The organism is Wandonia sp. (genome assembly GCF_984588085.1).
In genome coordinates this window covers 48,330-64,986 of record NZ_CFIGVI010000007.1, presented here as the reverse complement: position 1 = coordinate 64,986, position 16,657 = coordinate 48,330, and the positions used below count along the sequence as shown (strand labels likewise).

The following is a 16,657-nucleotide window of genomic DNA, read 5'->3' as shown; positions in this document are numbered from 1 at the left end:
ATAATTTTCTTTTCGTTTTTTCGTTACATTTGAAATGACTAACTGGTTCTGCTTATTTCTTATAATTTCAGAGGGTGTATAAAACTCAAAGTATATGAATATCAGTAATAGCGTCATAGAAATCAATACATATAAATGAAAATCAGGACCGTTATTTTCTTTATGCTTGTTGCGAATATGCTATTTGCACAAGAAGCAAAAATTGACTTTTTACCCAATCAACCCTATGATAAATATGAGCTAAAAACGGACGAGGATACAATAACCTTTTATCTTTCAGTAACTTCTCATAAAGGAAATTTGCCCTTAGTTGTTTATGTTCAGGGCTCCGGGATGAATTCTCTATTTGAAAAAAGAAACGAACAAATCATTTCAGCTTCCGGACATATGACCTGGTTTAATGTTGGACAAGAAAAATGCAGAATCCTAATTATTGAAAAACCAGGAGTTAACTACTTACAAAAAGGACCGTCAATAGCCTTTGACAAAAAGTTTTCGCTTTCTAGTTGGAGTACTACGATTATACATGCTATCAATTATGTACTACTAAATGAAAAAATAGATCCAACCAAAGTTTTACTAGCCGGACATTCAGAAGGCGGTATTGTCGCATCAAGTGTAGCGAATACCATGAAAGACAAAATATCGCATATTGCAATACTGGCAGGAGAAGGACCGTCTCAACTTTATAGTCTATATAAATTTGCTGATGACGGAACATTTTTCAATACAGTTGAACATAATATGCCTACCCCTGAACAGCGATTAACGTATTTAACTGATAAATGGGAAGATATTTTAGCCAACCCAACCAGTACTGACAAGAAATTTTGGGGATTTACTTACCTACGTTGGTCTAGTCTTTTAAAAACTTCCGTAATTGATGAATTAGCTGACTTTAATGGAAAAATTTTAATTCTTCAGGGAACAGATGATAAGGCAGTACATCCTGAATCTGCTATTGTTTCATATACATCTTTGTTATCAAAAGGGCGAAATATCAGTCTGAAGATGATTGAAAACGCTGACCATTCTTTTGCTATTTCTGGTAAACCGGAAATAGATGGTTGGAAAATGATCATCGAAAAAACCCTTAACTGGTTTATGCCACAATAAAAATAGATCCTTCATTTTAGTAAATCTTTTTCAAATGAAAAGTAAAGCTGTAATTCTCTTTATCTCACTATTCAGTGTATTTAATTCTGTCAATGGGCAAACATTTAAGGCTAATATAAAATACTCAAAACTATCCGCCACTTATAACTTTATTCAAAAATTATCAGATTACTACCCGGATAACGAATACAAACAAATATTCAAAAACTCACCTTATAATACACCTCACTATTTACGTTTAATCGCACAACTGGATACGTTAAGTCTACAAGAATCATTACCCTTTCAGGGCTACCCCTACGGACAAAAACAACCTTTTCAAACAATATCTCTCATTGAAAAAAACCTAATTAACTCTAATACAATAGACCATTTTATCAGTCAAACCTTTGGTATCATCCCTAATGATCAATTCTTTGCATTTACAAATATTCTTTCCACTTTTGTCCCTGTCTATCAAGAACTAATTTATCTTCCGAACAAAACAGTTTTTGATAAAAAAGTTGAAGAACTGGCCTTATTTGTAGAGACAGTAGACTTACACCAATACTTTGAAACAGGTCTTCGTTTTTACGGCACGGAATGGGATAGTTTAGTCCCTATTGATATAGCTATTATTCCAATACTTGGAGAAGGAGGATTTACAGCCACAGCATTTTTAAACAATGCAATTAGCGAAGTTCCATTAAATTTCAAACATAATGATATACTATTTTGTGTTTTGATGCATGAAATTTTTCACTTGCTCTATGATGGTCAATCACTGAAACTAAAACAGGAGATCGAAAGGTGGTTTACTCAAAATCCATCTGTCAACAGTCAGTATGCCTATTTATTGTTAGACGAAGCCTTAGCGACAGCTTTAGGAAATGGGTTTGTTTTTGAAGGGTTTAATAATGAAACGGATAAAGAGGACTGGTATAATGTAAAATACATCAATCTTATGGCTCAAAAAATATATCCTTTAGTTAAGGATTATATCAACAACAAAAAAACTATGGACCAGTATTTTATTGACCAGTACATTGAGGCCTATGACGATCATTTCTCAGATTGGACAAATGAATTGGACCATATTCTGACCTACCGATATATACTTTCTGAAAATCGAGATGATTTCAGATATTTTAGGAAAAAGTATCGGTACGCCAGTAAAAGTGTATATCATACAGAAATCAATCAAACCAACTTAGAAAGTTTAAAACAGTCTCCTATTACGAAAGTAATAATACTGTCTGATAACCATAATGAGAAACTAGAACTCATTAAAAACGTATTTCCTGAATTAATAGAATGGTCATACAACGCTAAAGATGAGTTTATTTACACAAGTACTTTAACTGACAAAACAAAATTGATTATTGTAAATAATACAAATGATAACTTCGAAAAGTTATTTGAAGAAACATATAACAACAAGCGGATTCACTAAATACACTGATCACAATATCACTCATATATCCAACAGATGAAAGTACTAACTTATAGAGAAGTGTTTTCAATGTATAACGCAGAACGTAAACAGAATTTCAATAAAACGGAAAACACCACGTCACAAATGCGACTATTTTTACTCGTAATTTCAATCTTTTTTCTTTCACATGGGAATACTCAAAACCTATTACACCCTGAAAAATTGCATGAGGACTTTGATTACTTAATCGCTGAATTAAAGTTACAACATCAAGGTCTCTATGAATATATAGATCAGAAGCAAACGGATCTATTAATTGATAGTATTCGGAACACCCTACGAACACCCCAAACCCAATTAGAGTTCTACGAAAAATTGAGTCTTGTAATCGGCTTAACCAATGAAGGGCATACCTCTGTAAATCTCCCTAAACGAACCCTGCGTAAAGTAGGGCTTTCCAAGTCATTTTTACCATTGACCGTTAGATTCCATGAGGGAAACCTGATTATTACCCAGAATTATGGTGTGAATAGTAACAAATTCGAACAAGGGGCTAAAATCATTTCTGTTAATGCTAAAAAAATAAATGAGATACTGGATAGAATATATCCTTTCATCACAACAGATGGATTTAATGAAACTTCAAAACAGGAGTGGATTGGCGGTTTAAATTTTTCATTGTTATACCGACTGGTTTATGGTAAAGAGCAGGAATTTCAACTACAGATCCAGGAGTTCGGAAGTGATACAATCCAAACGATAACCATTCCTCCTATTCGACTCACAAAATTTAAAACTAAAAATGCCCGATTTACAGCAAACTCCTTTGACTATAATAAGTTCAAATTTGAACAAATTAATGACTCGACTGCCTATTTAAGTGTGCCCAGCTTTGGTAATGACAATCTTGATTATGAAGAATTTTATCAATCCAACTTCAAAAAAATAGACTCTCTACAGATAAAACACCTGATTATAGACATTCAGGCAAATGGCGGTGGAACCGAAGGAAATGAAAACCTACTCTTCAGTTACTTATCTGACGAAGTCGTGCAGAAATACAAACAGGTAACTATGCTCCCCCAGCCCTATCAAAAAAACAAAAACAAAGAAGGATATATTGAGGATAAATGGACATTTGAAGACACCATTGCCAAAAGAGGAGATTATACTTTGTATAGCGATTACTATTCGGATCTGGGATATAAAACCCCACAACAAGAACTGGTTTACAACGGCAAAGTCTATGTATTAACAAGTGGAAAAACGTTTTCCGGAGGAGCCGAATTTGCCAGCCTGATAAAAATGACTGACAGAGGACTATTTATTGGAGAAGAAACCGGAGGAGCCTACGAAGGTAATGTAAGCGGATATTCGGAATATATACAGTTACCCCATTCAAAAATTGAGGTAAGAATCCCTACTGTACATTTTCAAATTAATGTTTCTCCCGAAATAAAAGGGCGGGGAGTTATTCCCGATTATAATGTACCTCAATCCTGGAAAGATTATATGACCGGCCAGAACTCAAAAAAAGAGTTTACCATCCAATTGATCACCACTAAAAACACCTGATTCTCTCTATAACCAAATCAGAACTGGCAAAGACTAAGCTCTGTTGTAGCACCTAATACATCAGAACTCATCAAGCTAAATACGTGTTTTTTAGATATATTTGGTGGACAGGAAGTTATATACTATGAAAATAAACCAAGCCATTCTCATATCATTAATAATCGGATTTCTTTTTCCTTCATGCCGGGAGCAAGCACACACGGATACACGTACAGAAAGTAAAATCGTCTCCAATAAATGGACCCTCGAAAAATTAAGTGATAAAGCAGCTCAACACCTGGATAGTAACCATTGGGACCTGGAGCTATTCAAACAAGACATTGAAACGTATGCCAAATATGCTGACATTTTTCAGAACTACCCATTAAACAAATCACCTTTTCCTGTAGCCGGATACGACTATGCTGTATCCAGCAGACCTTTCGTAATAGAGACTGAAACCGCACTATTTAAAGGTATTCGAATCGGAGAATATGAAAGCCCAGAAAGCGACAAAATAATCGACAAATTAACTTTATTGATTCTGACAAATGACAAAAATTCAGAAGAAAACTCATTAGTGGAATCCCGAAATTATCCCTATTTAACGGCTCAAGGAACATTTAATGGGAAAGACCACGAATATGACTGGGTGTTTTCTGCTAGTCCGGATGGTTTTTCAACTTTATTAGTGAACATGAAACTTTTTGATTTAAGATTTGGAGAAACAATCCTCATCTTTCCTCAGGCGGGACAGTCATTTTTCTATGAACAAGTTAAAGATTCACCCAATAATTACGAAGGAAATTTTGAGGAATTCAAAAAAGAACTAATGAATAATCCCAACGTAAAAAATCGGCTGGAATCTGAAACAAACAGTTAATAAAAGCGATTTGTTATTCAACTACTGATGTGAAAAACTACTCATTGCGACTTTCCCAAAGTTGAAATAGAATTGCGATTTTCGTAAAAACACGGAACTTATGCATATTCACTTCATAGCCATAGGAGGTAGTGCCATGCACAATCTTGCTATTGCTCTAAAACGTAAAGGAGAACAGGTTACGGGATCGGACGATCAGATTTTTGAGCCTTCCCGGTCACGCCTTGAAAAAGAAGGCATTCTTCCTCCGGCAGACGGTTGGTTTCCTGACCGTATAACCCAACAGACAGGTGCCGTGATTCTGGGTATGCATGCCCGGGAAGATAACCCCGAACTAAAGCGTGCTTTGGAGTTAGGGATTCCTGTTTTTTCATACCCCGAGTATATTTACGAACAAACGAAAAAACAGACACGGATTGTCATTGGAGGAAGTCACGGTAAAACGACGATAACCAGTATGATCCTTCATGTTTGTAAAGAAAATAATGTGCCTATTAACTATATGGTAGGCGCTCAATTAGAGGGGTACGACTGTATGGTAAAATTAGATGAAGGACCCGAATTTGCCATTCTTGAAGGGGATGAATACCTCTCCTCACCTATGGACAAAAGACCGAAATTTCATCTGTATCATCCGAATATAGCCCTGTTATCAGGAATTGCCTGGGATCACATTAATGTGTTTCCGACATTTGAAAACTATGTAGAGCAATTTGATATCTTTTGCGGTAAAATAGACCCCGAAGGAATCCTTATTTACAATTCGGAAGACGAAGAGGTCCGAAAACTGGGAGAAAAATGGTCTTCACATATCCGGACGCTTCCTTACTCGACACCGGATTACACGATACAGGACGAAACTTGTGTTATGACCTACGCAGGAAAAGAATACCGGTTGGAAGTATTCGGAAAACATAACCTTCAAAATATGATGGGCGCATTATATGTATGTCAGTCTATGGGGATTCAACCGGACAATTTTCTGATCGCCATGCAAAGCTTTTCAGGTGCCGGAAAACGTCTGGAAAAAGTTACGGAAACGGATCACTTCGTTTTCTTCAAAGATTTTGCTCACTCTCCGTCCAAACTGAAAGCAACAACTTCTGCTGTAAAAGAGCAGTACCCGGGAAGAAAGTTATTCGCCTATATGGAACTACACACCTTTAGTAGTCTGAACAAAGCTTTTCTTCCCTTATATAAAAATGCCATGGAAAAAGCCGATTCCGCTATTGTTTACTTTAACCCGGATGTCGTTGCGCATAAAAAATTACCCGAATTATCGATTGAAGAAGTACAAAAGGCTTTTGGAGGGAACGTAATCGTTATGAATAAAACCGAAGAAGTTTTATCTCATATTCGGTCGCAAAACTGGAAAAACACCTGTCTCTTGATGATGAGTTCAGGAAACTTTGACGGAATAGACTTCAATGTATTAGGTGCGGAATTAACAGAGAATCTTACATAAAAAAAGATCCGCAGGATATGACATTACGTACAATATCCTGCGGACTCATCAAAAACGCTCTTCTAAATTTTTACTCCCAACCTCCACCAAGAGCACGGTAAATGTTGATTTTTGCATTCATTTGTTGCAACTTAATCTCAATCAACTCAATTCTGGATTCTACAGCCTCACGTTGTGTAAATAATACTTCCGCATAGTCTGCTCGCGCTGATGTAAACAAGTTATTGGCAATTGTAACTGACTGGTTCAACAACTGAACTTCTTTTGCTTTCGTCTCGTAACTTTTGGAAAAGTTATCAATCTTAGCCAGTTGATTCAACACGTCAATGTACCCACTCAAAATTGTCTGTTCATATTCATAAATTGCCTGAATCTGTTTGGCACTTGCACTTGCATATTGCGCTTTAAGTGCATTTCTGTTGATTAAAGGTGCGATCAAATCCCCTAGCAGGTTATAGAATATTGACTCCGGCTTTATGAGATGTGCAGGATTGAAAGCCTGCAATCCTACTCCTCCGGAAATCTTGAAAGAAGGATAGAAATTAGCACGTGCCACTTTCACATCCAGCTTTGCTGCCATCAATTCTAACTCTGCCTGTCGTATATCAGGGCGGTTCTCCAGTAATTGTGAGGGAATACCTTCCTGAATGGGTCCGATTGGCAGATTTTCAAAGGACTCTGAATCTCTCACAATCGGTTGAGGAAATCTACCTACAAGAAAATTAATCTTGTTTTCCGTTTCTATAATTTTCTGGCGAATTTCGTACTGAAGATTTTTTGTATTCAACAACTGTGCTTCAAACCGATTTACAGCTAACTGTGTTACTTTTGCAGCCTCTTTTTGTTGCTTTACAGTTTGCAGTGCGCTTCCCTGAATATCAATATTACGCTCTACAATATCTAACAAGTTATCCAGCGCCATTAGCTCATAGTAAGACTCTGCAATTTCAGAAATCAAATTAGTCACCATAAAATTCCTTCCTTCTACACTTGACAGATAGCGGGATACAGCTGCCTTCTTAGCATTTCGAAGCTTCTTCCAAACATCTATCTCCCAGGAAGCGTACACTCCGATTCCAAAATCGGAGAAAGGGTTCGGGAATGATTTTCCGGGTTCAATCTCCAGTTGCTCATCAACTGCTCCGTGCCGGGTAAACTCCCCCTCTTTTTCCAGACCTGCTCCTGCCTTCAATCCGACAAAAGGAAGATATTCTCCTTTACGGGCTTTTATCTCACTCTGACTGACAGCAATCTCCTGCATTATGATATTCAACTCCTGATTATTCACAAGAGCTGTATCTATCAATGCAATCAGGTTGGAATCTGAAAAATAATCCCGCCAGTTGAGATCAGCGATATTCGTTGTATCTCCCGACGCGGCATAACTTTCAGGAATATATTTATTCTCATCGCGAAAATCTACTTTCATCGTTTTACAACTCCAAAGTGAAAGCAGCAGAAAAGCAATGATTCCTGATTTATGAATTATTCTTATCAACATCTTTTTTACGTATTTTTTTAATAATTCTATTTACCCTATTCGCGAAAGATCTCTCAGACATACTTTCTGCAAAATCTTCACTCAAAGGTGTTATATCTTCATCCTTAATGAGTTTTTTCCCTTCAGCCAGTTTTCCGAATATGTAATACAATCCCGGAACGATAATTACACCGAAAATTGTTCCGAATAACATACCGCCCAGAGCTGAAGATCCGATTGTACGGTTACCTATGGCTCCTGGTCCTGTTGCAACAACAAGAGGAATCAATCCCGCAATAAATGCAAAAGAAGTCATCAGGATAGGACGAAAACGAACCTTAGCTCCTTCGATGGCCGCTTCCAGTACCGTTGAGCCCTGTTGGTGTTTTTGAACCGCAAACTCTACTATCAACACAGCATTTTTCCCCAGAAGTCCAACCAACATAATCAGACCGATCTGTGCGTAGATATCGTTTGCCAGCCCCATAACTTCCAGTAGCAAGAAGGATCCGAATACCCCTGCCGGCAAAGAAAACACAACAGCCAGTGGTATAATGAAACTTTCATATTGTGCCGCAAGAACAAGGTAAACGAAAATCAATACAACAATAAAAATGTACAATGCTTCATTCCCTCTTCGTGCTTCATCATACGACAATCCCTCCCAGGCAATATCGTATCCTTTCGGCAAGACTTCATCGGCTACTTCACGTACCGCATTGATCGCATCCCCACTGGTATAACCTGGAGCAGGAACACCTCTGATCGATGAAGATGTATACAAGTTGAACCGTGTAATCTCATTCGGTCCCTGTGTTTTCTTCATCTTCATAAAAGCAGAGTACGGAACCATTTCTCCATGATCGTTCTTAATAAACAGATTAAGAATATCCGAGGGTAGTTTTCTGTATTCGGGAGAAGACTGGGTATACACTTTAAAGAAGGTGTTAAACCGAATAAATCCCTGCTCATATGTACTTCCTATCAGGATATCCAGGTTATCCATCGCTTTTCCAATCGACACACCTTTTTGCATCGCTAACTCATTATCTATGATCAGTTCATACTGAGGATAGTTTGCAGCGAAAAAGGTAAACAATCCGGACAGCTCTTTTCTTTTACCAAGTGCTTCCATAAACTCTGCGTTTATCTTATCAAAATCCTGGTAATCAACCGTACTACTCTTGTCCAAAAGTCGTAATGAGAATCCGTCAGAAGATCCATATCCCGGTACTGCCGGAGGTTCAAAATATTCAATTACCGCTCCGAGATCCTTGGTTTTCTCTTCCAATTCCTCAATGATTTCGGTAACAGAGTGCTCTCGTTCCGACCAGTCTTTCAGGTTAATAATACAGGTCCCGGCATTCGATCCCCGACCTTCAGTTAGAATTTCATATCCGGCAAGTGAGGAAACAGATTGAATTCCTTCCACCTCTTCCGCAATGTTCTGTAATTTTCTTGAAATGTCGTTGGTTCTTTCCAGTGTACTTCCGGGAGGTGTCTGAATAATAGCATAGATCATCCCCTGATCCTCATTAGGAATAAATCCTGCCGGAAGATTTTCATTCACCGCAAAAATCCCAAAGGCAAAGGCAATCAACATTCCGTAAGTAATCACTCTCCGGTTTACGATCACTCTCAGTAAACTGGTATATCGACCTGTTACTTTATCAAATTTTCGGTTGAACCAGTCGATAAACATCGTAACAGGTGTTCGTCTCTTTGGTTTACCATGATTATTTTTAAGAATCATCGCACAAAGTACAGGTGTTAGCGTAAGCGCAACAACTCCGGAAAGTACAATCGCACTTGCCATCGTGATGGAAAACTGTCTGTAGAAAATTCCTACCGGTCCCGTCATGAATGCTACCGGAACGAATACTGCAGTCATAATCAGAGTAATGGCGATAATAGCTCCACTAATTTCTCCCAACACTTTCTTTACGGCTTTATAGGGAGAAAGATGTTCTTCTTCCATTTTGGCGTGCACAGCCTCCACCACCACAATGGCATCATCCACAACAATACCAATGGCCAGTACAAGAGCAAAAAGCGTAATCAGGTTTATCGTTAAACCGAATAATTGCATGAACACAAAAGCTCCAATCAGTGACACAGGAACCGCAATTGTCGGGATCAGAGTCGATCGCAAATCCCCCAGGAATAAAAAGACCACTAATGCAACCAGAATAAAGGCTTCTACAAGTGTATGTAGTACTTTATCAATGGAAGCACCTACAAATTTAGAAACGTCATAGTTGATCTCGTAATCCATTCCCGGAGGAAAATCTGCTTCCAGTTCTTTTAGTTTTTCCTTTACTCCATCTATTACTTTACTGGCATTACTCCCGAAGTTTTGTTTCAAGACAATAGAAGCTGCCGGGTATCCGTCTTTATTCGAATAAATATCGAAGAACTCACTCCCCAATTCGACTTCGGCAACATCTTTCAGCTTCAGGACTTCCCCTTCTGCATTAGCACGAATAATGATGTCTCCGTACTCCTCTGGTTTATTGTATCTTCCTTTATAAGTCAATACATACTCAAGCGATTGTGCTGTCTTACCGGAACTTTGCCCCAGACGTCCGGGTCTACCGATCACACTTTGTTCATCGATAGCTTCCATAACCTCTTCTGTCGAGATATTATAAGCCCGCATTCGGTCAGGTTTCAACCAGATACGCATAGCGTACTGACGACTCCCCAGAATCTGGGCACGTCCCATACCGCTAATACGCTGAAGTTCGGGGAGTATATGTACGTTAGCATAGTTATACAGGAATTTTTCGTCTGCATTTTCATCTTTACTGTACAGGTTAACGTACATCAACATACTCGGCTGAATAGGCGTAATGATTACCCCTTCACGTTGTACCAAAGGAGGCAGGTTATTCATCACCTGGTCAACCCTTGTTTTTACGTTAACAACCGCAGCATTGGGATCTGTTCCCGGTTCAAATACGATCTGAATCGTAGCTTCTCCCGCACTGGTTGCGTCTGATATAATGTACTGCATTCCCTGTACACCGTTGATCGCTCTCTCCAAAGGAATTAGGGTTGAGTTAACAAGTACTTCCGCACTTGATCCCGGAAATGCAATGAAAATATTTACCCGGGGCGGTGCAATCTCCGGGAATTGTGAGACCGGTCTTGTATTAATAGCCAGGATACCAAGAAAAATAATGGCTAATGAGATGGCTATTGCAAGAACCGGACGTTGAATGAATTTACTAAACATCTTACTGATTTTTTAGGTTCTTACTCTACTTACTCGGCGTGCAGATCATTCAGATCAGATAACACTTTCTGCTGATCTTCGAACTCGAAATGAATCTTCTGATTGTTCTTCACTTTACGAAGCCCCTCAACCAGTATTTTATCTCCCTCCTTCAAACCTTCTGTAACCACATACAAATGCGGCATTTCTGTCCCGACCGTAATATGTCTTGATTTCACTACGTTATTCGCATCTACTACATAGACGTATTTTTTATCCAGAACCTCATACGTCGCTTTTTGAGGAATCAGAAGGACATCTTTCAGAAAAACGGGCATTAATATATTTCCCGTTTCACCGTGTCTGAGAATCTTATCCGGATTGGGGAACGTTGCACGGAAAGCAATATTTCCCGTTTCATTATTGAAATCAGCCTCGATCGTCTCTACGACCCCGTCCTGTTTAAAAAGCTGATTATTTGCCATCTGAAGTTTCACTTTCAAAAGACTATCTGATTTTACTTGAGTTATATAGTCCAGGTATTCAGCTTCAGGCACATTAAAATATACCCACATATTACTATTATCTGATAACTCGGTCAGTAATTCTCCTTCGTCAATCAAACTTCCCAAACGTACATGAAACCGGTTCATTATTCCATCAAAAGGGGCTCTGATTTCAGTAAAGCCAAGATGTGCTTTCGCTAATGCCAATTCAGCTTTCGCTTTGTCCAGGTTTGCCTTCGACAGCGCCAGTTCATTCTTTGAAACGATATTACTGTCTGCCAGACTTTTTGTATTTCCGAACTCTATTTCTGCAAAACTAGCTTCAGCCTGTGCTTTCTGCATTTCTGCCTGATAGATCAATGGCATGATCTGAAACATCAGCTGCCCTTTTTTTACAAATTGACCTTCATCGACATAAATATTTTGTAGATACCCTTTCTCAAGCGCACGTATATCGATGTGCTGAATGGAGTGAATCTGACAAACATATTCGTGGTAAATTAGCGTATCGCTTTTAACCGGGCTCGTAACTACGAATTTAGCCTCTTCATGTTTTTCGTGTTCTTCGTGTTCACAGCTTGTATAAAGTAACGCGGTGGTCAGATACATGAGAATTGAAATCCTCTTCATAAATTTCTTTGTTTAAATTGATTATTTTTTGTTCTCTCGTGTCTGCAACTTATCGCACAACACATTTTATAATTGAGAATCATTTTATTCGGTAGAAAGTCTCCGCTCTCCTACCTGATGCATTCGGATTTCACTTCTGATTTTTAAATACATGAAACCAAAATACAGGGAAGTAAGTTACCTCCAATAAGGACCTGTAATAACAAGTCTTCAATCAATTAAACAAGAAAGCTACGCCAGCAGTGGAAAAGAATAATTCTGGATACCTGTGATCGGTTAAGTAGGTTTTGCTCAAAATGTACTGCCGTATATTCTGACAAGACAACGACAGGTTCTAAACGAAATAAATCAAGCCCCGGATGACGATCCAGTTTTTTATCAAAACCTTCATTCTCATTTTTCTCTTCCGACTCACCGGAGTCAGAAGAAGAGTCCCAGGGATAGCCTAAAGGGTAAGACGCGTATTGATCCTGATACAAATTCTCTGAATAATGATCGTCCTCCGTTCCATTTATAGATGCGGAAAGCAAAACATCAGAATGCTCAGTTGAAACAACAGTACCAGAAGAATACCCTGTTGAAAAAAAAGAAAAAACAAAGTACAGGGAAACAAGAACTAATGTACTCACCTTATACTCAGACAATTTTCGCATACCTTTTTCTATCACTTGTCTTTTTCTAAGGCAAAGGTATTACAAATTGGAAGTTCCATGCAATCATTTATCATTTTTTTGCATTTAAATTCCTGATATACGTCAACTATTACTTTACGGGACGCCAAAAGTTCTGAAGAAGTATGGTTGTATGCAGTTCGTTCTTTTGAAGTATTCGATTAGTTGTTAGCCGCAGAGTAGATGAAACAAGCCGGGCGTATGGAAAACTTTTTTCCAGTTTATATAGAAACCGTGTTGTTTGAACAAACCCTCCTTTCAGTGTAATCGCATTGGTGTTTATAGTAAAGTCGGGATGATCAAACGTATAAACTTCTTCTATTTTTTCGATCGAAAGACCGGCACTCTCCTGCTCAAAAAAGGAAAGGAACTTCTGTTGTACCTGTTCATTGGGAACGTTTTCTTTTCCCACCATCCGGTTAATCAGATTCAATTCGTTCTGTTTCGTCTTTAAGCGTTCTACGGATGTTGAGGCCTCAATTTTCTTTTCCTCCAACTCGTTATTTAAACCGATCAAATCTAGTGTTACGCTAAATGAACGTTTATAGGCTGCCGCTGCAAGTAGCACAAATACAACTGCCAATGCAAATTTCTTTTGTTTAAAGGAGTATTTCGCAAACAAATTCATCGGATTCGTATTCTTAACGTAAATGAAGCATTCTGTTTTTCCGGATTCCGTTCAAAGTTCAAAATCTCGGTTTTGGCTACCCAGTTTTGTTCGTTGAGCCTGGCTATCCATTCATCAATAGAAGCGGTATTATTGGTAGTGCCACTCACATACACCGAAGACTGCTCAAACTCTGTCTTTACTTTTTGTTTCAGTTTCTTGTCAAGTGGAAAGGTTCTGATCTCCACCAGATTTATTGTAGTTGGAAGTGACTTACCTATTCTGTCCAGATAAAAGGATAGATAATTATGCTTCAAAATTCCACTTGTTGAAATCAACTGATATTTCCTCTTTATTTCCTGATCCAACAAATCTATTTTATTGAGGTTATCCGAATAGATCATTATTTCGTCTTCTATTGTCGCATTCTTTTTCAATAGATTTCCCTGATAGAAATAGTTTGCCAACAATGCCGCTAAAAAGAAAACTAACATAAATAACCCCAGTTTTTCAAACTGACGTTTATCCGAAAAGTTTGCTCTTCGCTTTTCTTTTTCCTGCTCATCCAGAATGGAACAACGGTCTTTTTCGTTTAGGTAATTCCACCCTGCAATTGCACCAAAAACTTCCTGCCCCAAGATATTCCCCAGAAATTCCACCTTCCTGTCTTTCGTATCCGTAGCAGAGAACCCGGTTTGAACATAATTAAATTCAAATCCGGGGACCTTTACAGGAATGGTTTCCAAATCCGGACGGAAAGCTACAAACGGACCTAAAAGGATATCTACAACCTGATCTTTACAAAAGTCAAGCTTTTCGATCACCTCATCAGCCGGTTCTTTCCGCATAAAAGAAACCAAACGAAGATTTGCCGCATCCTGAAAAGCACTTATGAAGTCGCTTTTACTAGCATTGACGATCAGGTTGTCCAAATAATTGTCCTGAGGAGTTACTGTCCTGTTAAGTACTCCTTTTCCAAAGAAGTGAACCAAAACAGGTAATTTTCTATTTACCTGTTTTTGTAAAGCATCCTCCTCTCGATGAGTATCCACTTCGACTGTTATTGTCTTACCCTTTTTTTTCAGTACAGTAAAATGATATACCGGTACTTTCTCCGTAAATTCTACGGAAATCACCTGTACACCAGTTCTTTTATGTCTGAAAAGCTGTGCCATTAATACGTAACTGTCGGACGAATTAGAATGTGAAGTTTTGATTTATCGCGTGTTTTCGAACGACTACTAAGTAACCACTTGATAATCGGAATGCGGGACAAAACGGGAACTCCTGATCCTGTATCCCGTTTGGATTTTTTCTCCAAACCTCCCATCAAAATTACCTCACCGTTTTTTACACGAACCAGGGATTCAAAGGTTTGCGTAGATTTATTGGGTGGTGCGGTCGGATCAGACTGCTCTCCAAAATCGTTTTGCCCAACTGATATCTCCAGCGTGACATGCTCGTCAGCTGATACAAAAGGTTTAATTTTCACTTCAAGCTTTGCCTGAATGGGTGTCCATACTTTCGAGCTTTGGACATTAGCATTGCCAACTACATTGGATACCTGCACCCGTTCCTGTTGGTAGTATCTCTCTTCTCCTATTGCAATAGATGCTTCGTGTCCGTTCAATGTAGATATCTTCGGCGTTGACTCCATCTCAATAACGTTGTTTGACTCCAGAGCCTGAAGAGAAAGGAAAAAGTCCGAAGTCACTTTCCCCAGATTTAAAATCCCAAATCCATTAATCGCATCAATAATGGCATTAACAGAAGTTGAGTTCAGATTCATATCAAAATTCGGAAATATTTCACCGGAAGTTTCCTGATTATTCGCATCCAATGCAGCCTTAATTCCGGTAGAAACCGTGCTTCCTCGTTGCGAATACATAATAATAATATCTATCTGAACCATCGGGACAACCTGATCTATAGAATACAAAAATGTTTTCAGCTCTTCAATTCTACGGGAGGATCCCGATACGACAAATGCATTTAATTCAATAAACTCGAACAGCTCCAAGTCTGTGATCAGGTCCTTTGGTATGGAAGCTTTTACATTCTCAACGGTTCTGTTTTCCAACTTTATTAATTGCGTAGAACGCAGTCCTTCGGATTTCTGCTCTCCGATAATAAATGTTCTGTTTTCAAGCTTATAGGAGTACTTTGTTCCATTCAAAAGTTTCCGCAATAAATCTTCAAAAGAAATATTTTCCACATTTAATGTCGCTTTTCCTTCCGGAACTGCATACAGGAAATAATGTTCGTTCAATTCCTGTGCAATGTACTGTATCAGTTCTCCGATATTTGCATTTTCCGCTTTTACAGTAATTAACCCTTCAGGAGTAGTAACCAACTCAACTCCTTCTGACAAACTGAAATCCGGCATTCCTTTACCTCCGGTAAAATTTCTGGCATTTCTTGCTGTATTTTGAGCCGCATTATCTTTCTCTGCAGGGGACAAGTAATGAATATTATTTTCATCCGTAGTATAATTCAGATCATTAGCTTTTGCAATCATCTCCATAACCTGTTCAAAAGGACGGTTTGCAAAGTAACCGGAAACCGCTTTGTTTTTTATGGAAGAAGCTACTACGACATTTTCCCCCGAAAGTCGTGTAATTTTTTCGGCAACCCGCAATAAAGTATCATTCGATAAATCTACTGTCAGGAATTTATTGGAGTTATTATAAGCAATTTCAGGATCTTTCGGTTGGTATATGGGAACAACTTTCTGAGGTGCCGGCTTCTTTTTAAAAGCCAGAATTGATCCTATAAAATTAATGTTCAACTCATAATTATTGTACAGGAAGACAAAAACATCTTTAACTCTTGCATCAAAAAAGTTATACGAGACCAAGTCCGTCAAAGCAGGATCTACACTCAGATTCAGATTATTCTCAAGCCCTATTGAATTCAACAGATCTGCAAGAGAAATATTGGAAACATTCAACTGTACCTGATTATTCAACCCTAACTGGACATAAGAAAGTGAATCCAGTTTCTGCTCCAGTTGTACAGAAGTCATCTGTGAGAACGATGAAACATGAATGGTAACTACCAGCAGGGCTGTTAGCAACAAATGATATATATTTCGTTTGGTATTCATTATCAGTT

The 16,657-nt window shown here is 38.4% G+C and carries 12 protein-coding genes; 5 read left to right on the top strand and 7 right to left on the bottom strand.

Annotated elements, in window-relative coordinates:
* The first annotated feature begins 135 nt into the window (after nt 1–135).
* From AC4PL9_RS04510 to AC4PL9_RS04490, 5 genes are all read left to right on the top strand, one after another.
* A complete protein-coding gene (locus tag AC4PL9_RS04510; protein WP_491603584.1) occupies nt 136–1,116 on the top strand; it encodes an alpha/beta hydrolase family protein in 981 nt (326 codons plus the stop codon).
* Nucleotides 1,117–1,150: 34 nt separating this feature from the next.
* A complete protein-coding gene (locus AC4PL9_RS04505; RefSeq protein WP_491603583.1) occupies nt 1,151–2,548 on the top strand; it encodes a hypothetical protein in 1,398 nt (465 codons plus the stop codon).
* Nucleotides 2,549–2,584: 36 nt separating this feature from the next.
* Nucleotides 2,585–4,105 (top strand): S41 family peptidase, encoded by a 1,521-nt coding sequence (locus AC4PL9_RS04500; protein WP_491603582.1) that lies wholly within the window; start codon nt 2,585–2,587, stop codon nt 4,103–4,105.
* Nucleotides 4,106–4,229: 124 nt separating this feature from the next.
* Nucleotides 4,230–4,967 (top strand): hypothetical protein, encoded by a 738-nt coding sequence (locus AC4PL9_RS04495; protein ID WP_491603581.1) that lies wholly within the window; start codon nt 4,230–4,232, stop codon nt 4,965–4,967.
* A 100-nt stretch (nt 4,968–5,067) separates the two neighbouring features.
* The gene (locus AC4PL9_RS04490; protein WP_491603580.1) at nt 5,068–6,432 is read left to right on the top strand and encodes a UDP-N-acetylmuramate--L-alanine ligase; all 1,365 of its coding nucleotides are present in this window, start codon (nt 5,068–5,070) and stop codon (nt 6,430–6,432) included.
* A 70-nt stretch (nt 6,433–6,502) separates the two neighbouring features.
* Here the strand turns inward: AC4PL9_RS04490 and AC4PL9_RS04485 are convergent, their stop codons facing one another.
* The 7 genes from AC4PL9_RS04485 to AC4PL9_RS04455 form a co-directional block, all read right to left on the bottom strand.
* Entirely contained in the window at nt 6,503–7,933 is a 1,431-nt protein-coding gene (locus tag AC4PL9_RS04485; protein ID WP_491603579.1) for a TolC family protein, read from the bottom strand.
* Nucleotides 7,911–11,150 carry an efflux RND transporter permease subunit gene (locus AC4PL9_RS04480; protein ID WP_491603578.1) on the bottom strand — a complete coding sequence of 1,080 codons (3,240 nt, stop codon included), beginning with the start codon at nt 11,148–11,150 and terminating at the stop codon, nt 7,911–7,913. The genes AC4PL9_RS04485 and AC4PL9_RS04480 overlap by 23 nt, the downstream gene beginning before the upstream one ends.
* 29 nt (nt 11,151–11,179) lie before the next feature.
* A complete protein-coding gene (locus AC4PL9_RS04475; RefSeq protein ID WP_491603577.1) occupies nt 11,180–12,265 on the bottom strand; it encodes an efflux RND transporter periplasmic adaptor subunit in 1,086 nt (361 codons plus the stop codon).
* Nucleotides 12,266–12,483: 218 nt separating this feature from the next.
* The gene (locus AC4PL9_RS04470; protein ID WP_491603576.1) at nt 12,484–12,918 is read right to left on the bottom strand and encodes a hypothetical protein; all 435 of its coding nucleotides are present in this window, start codon (nt 12,916–12,918) and stop codon (nt 12,484–12,486) included.
* A gap of 109 nt (nt 12,919–13,027) precedes the next feature.
* A complete protein-coding gene (locus tag AC4PL9_RS04465; protein ID WP_491603575.1) occupies nt 13,028–13,564 on the bottom strand; it encodes a hypothetical protein in 537 nt (178 codons plus the stop codon).
* Nucleotides 13,561–14,718, bottom strand: a complete 1,158-nt coding sequence (locus tag AC4PL9_RS04460; RefSeq protein WP_491603574.1) for a hypothetical protein — start codon at nt 14,716–14,718, stop codon at nt 13,561–13,563. The genes AC4PL9_RS04465 and AC4PL9_RS04460 overlap by 4 nt, the downstream gene beginning before the upstream one ends.
* Nucleotides 14,718–16,649, bottom strand: coding sequence for a secretin GspD/PilQ domain-containing protein (locus tag AC4PL9_RS04455; RefSeq protein ID WP_491603573.1), 1,932 nt, complete (start codon nt 16,647–16,649; stop codon nt 14,718–14,720). The genes AC4PL9_RS04460 and AC4PL9_RS04455 overlap by 1 nt, the downstream gene beginning before the upstream one ends.
* Nucleotides 16,650–16,657 lie beyond the last annotated feature (8 nt).

Excerpts from the sequence above, each read along its gene's own strand:
- AC4PL9_RS04510 (WP_491603584.1), top strand. The coding sequence starts at position 136 with ATGAAAATCAGGACCGTTATTTTCTTTATGCTTGTTGCGAATATGCTA.
- AC4PL9_RS04505 (WP_491603583.1), top strand. The coding sequence starts at position 1,151 with ATGAAAAGTAAAGCTGTAATTCTCTTTATCTCACTATTCAGTGTATTT.
- AC4PL9_RS04500 (WP_491603582.1), top strand. The coding sequence starts at position 2,585 with ATGAAAGTACTAACTTATAGAGAAGTGTTTTCAATGTATAACGCAGAA.
- AC4PL9_RS04495 (WP_491603581.1), top strand. The coding sequence starts at position 4,230 with ATGAAAATAAACCAAGCCATTCTCATATCATTAATAATCGGATTTCTT.
- AC4PL9_RS04490 (WP_491603580.1), top strand. The coding sequence starts at position 5,068 with ATGCATATTCACTTCATAGCCATAGGAGGTAGTGCCATGCACAATCTT.
- AC4PL9_RS04485 (WP_491603579.1), bottom strand. The coding sequence starts at position 7,933 with ATGTTGATAAGAATAATTCATAAATCAGGAATCATTGCTTTTCTGCTG.
- AC4PL9_RS04480 (WP_491603578.1), bottom strand. The coding sequence starts at position 11,150 with ATGTTTAGTAAATTCATTCAACGTCCGGTTCTTGCAATAGCCATCTCA.
- AC4PL9_RS04475 (WP_491603577.1), bottom strand. The coding sequence starts at position 12,265 with ATGAAGAGGATTTCAATTCTCATGTATCTGACCACCGCGTTACTTTAT.
- AC4PL9_RS04470 (WP_491603576.1), bottom strand. The coding sequence starts at position 12,918 with ATGCGAAAATTGTCTGAGTATAAGGTGAGTACATTAGTTCTTGTTTCC.
- AC4PL9_RS04465 (WP_491603575.1), bottom strand. The coding sequence starts at position 13,564 with ATGAATTTGTTTGCGAAATACTCCTTTAAACAAAAGAAATTTGCATTG.
- AC4PL9_RS04460 (WP_491603574.1), bottom strand. The coding sequence starts at position 14,718 with ATGGCACAGCTTTTCAGACATAAAAGAACTGGTGTACAGGTGATTTCC.
- AC4PL9_RS04455 (WP_491603573.1), bottom strand. The coding sequence starts at position 16,649 with ATGAATACCAAACGAAATATATATCATTTGTTGCTAACAGCCCTGCTG.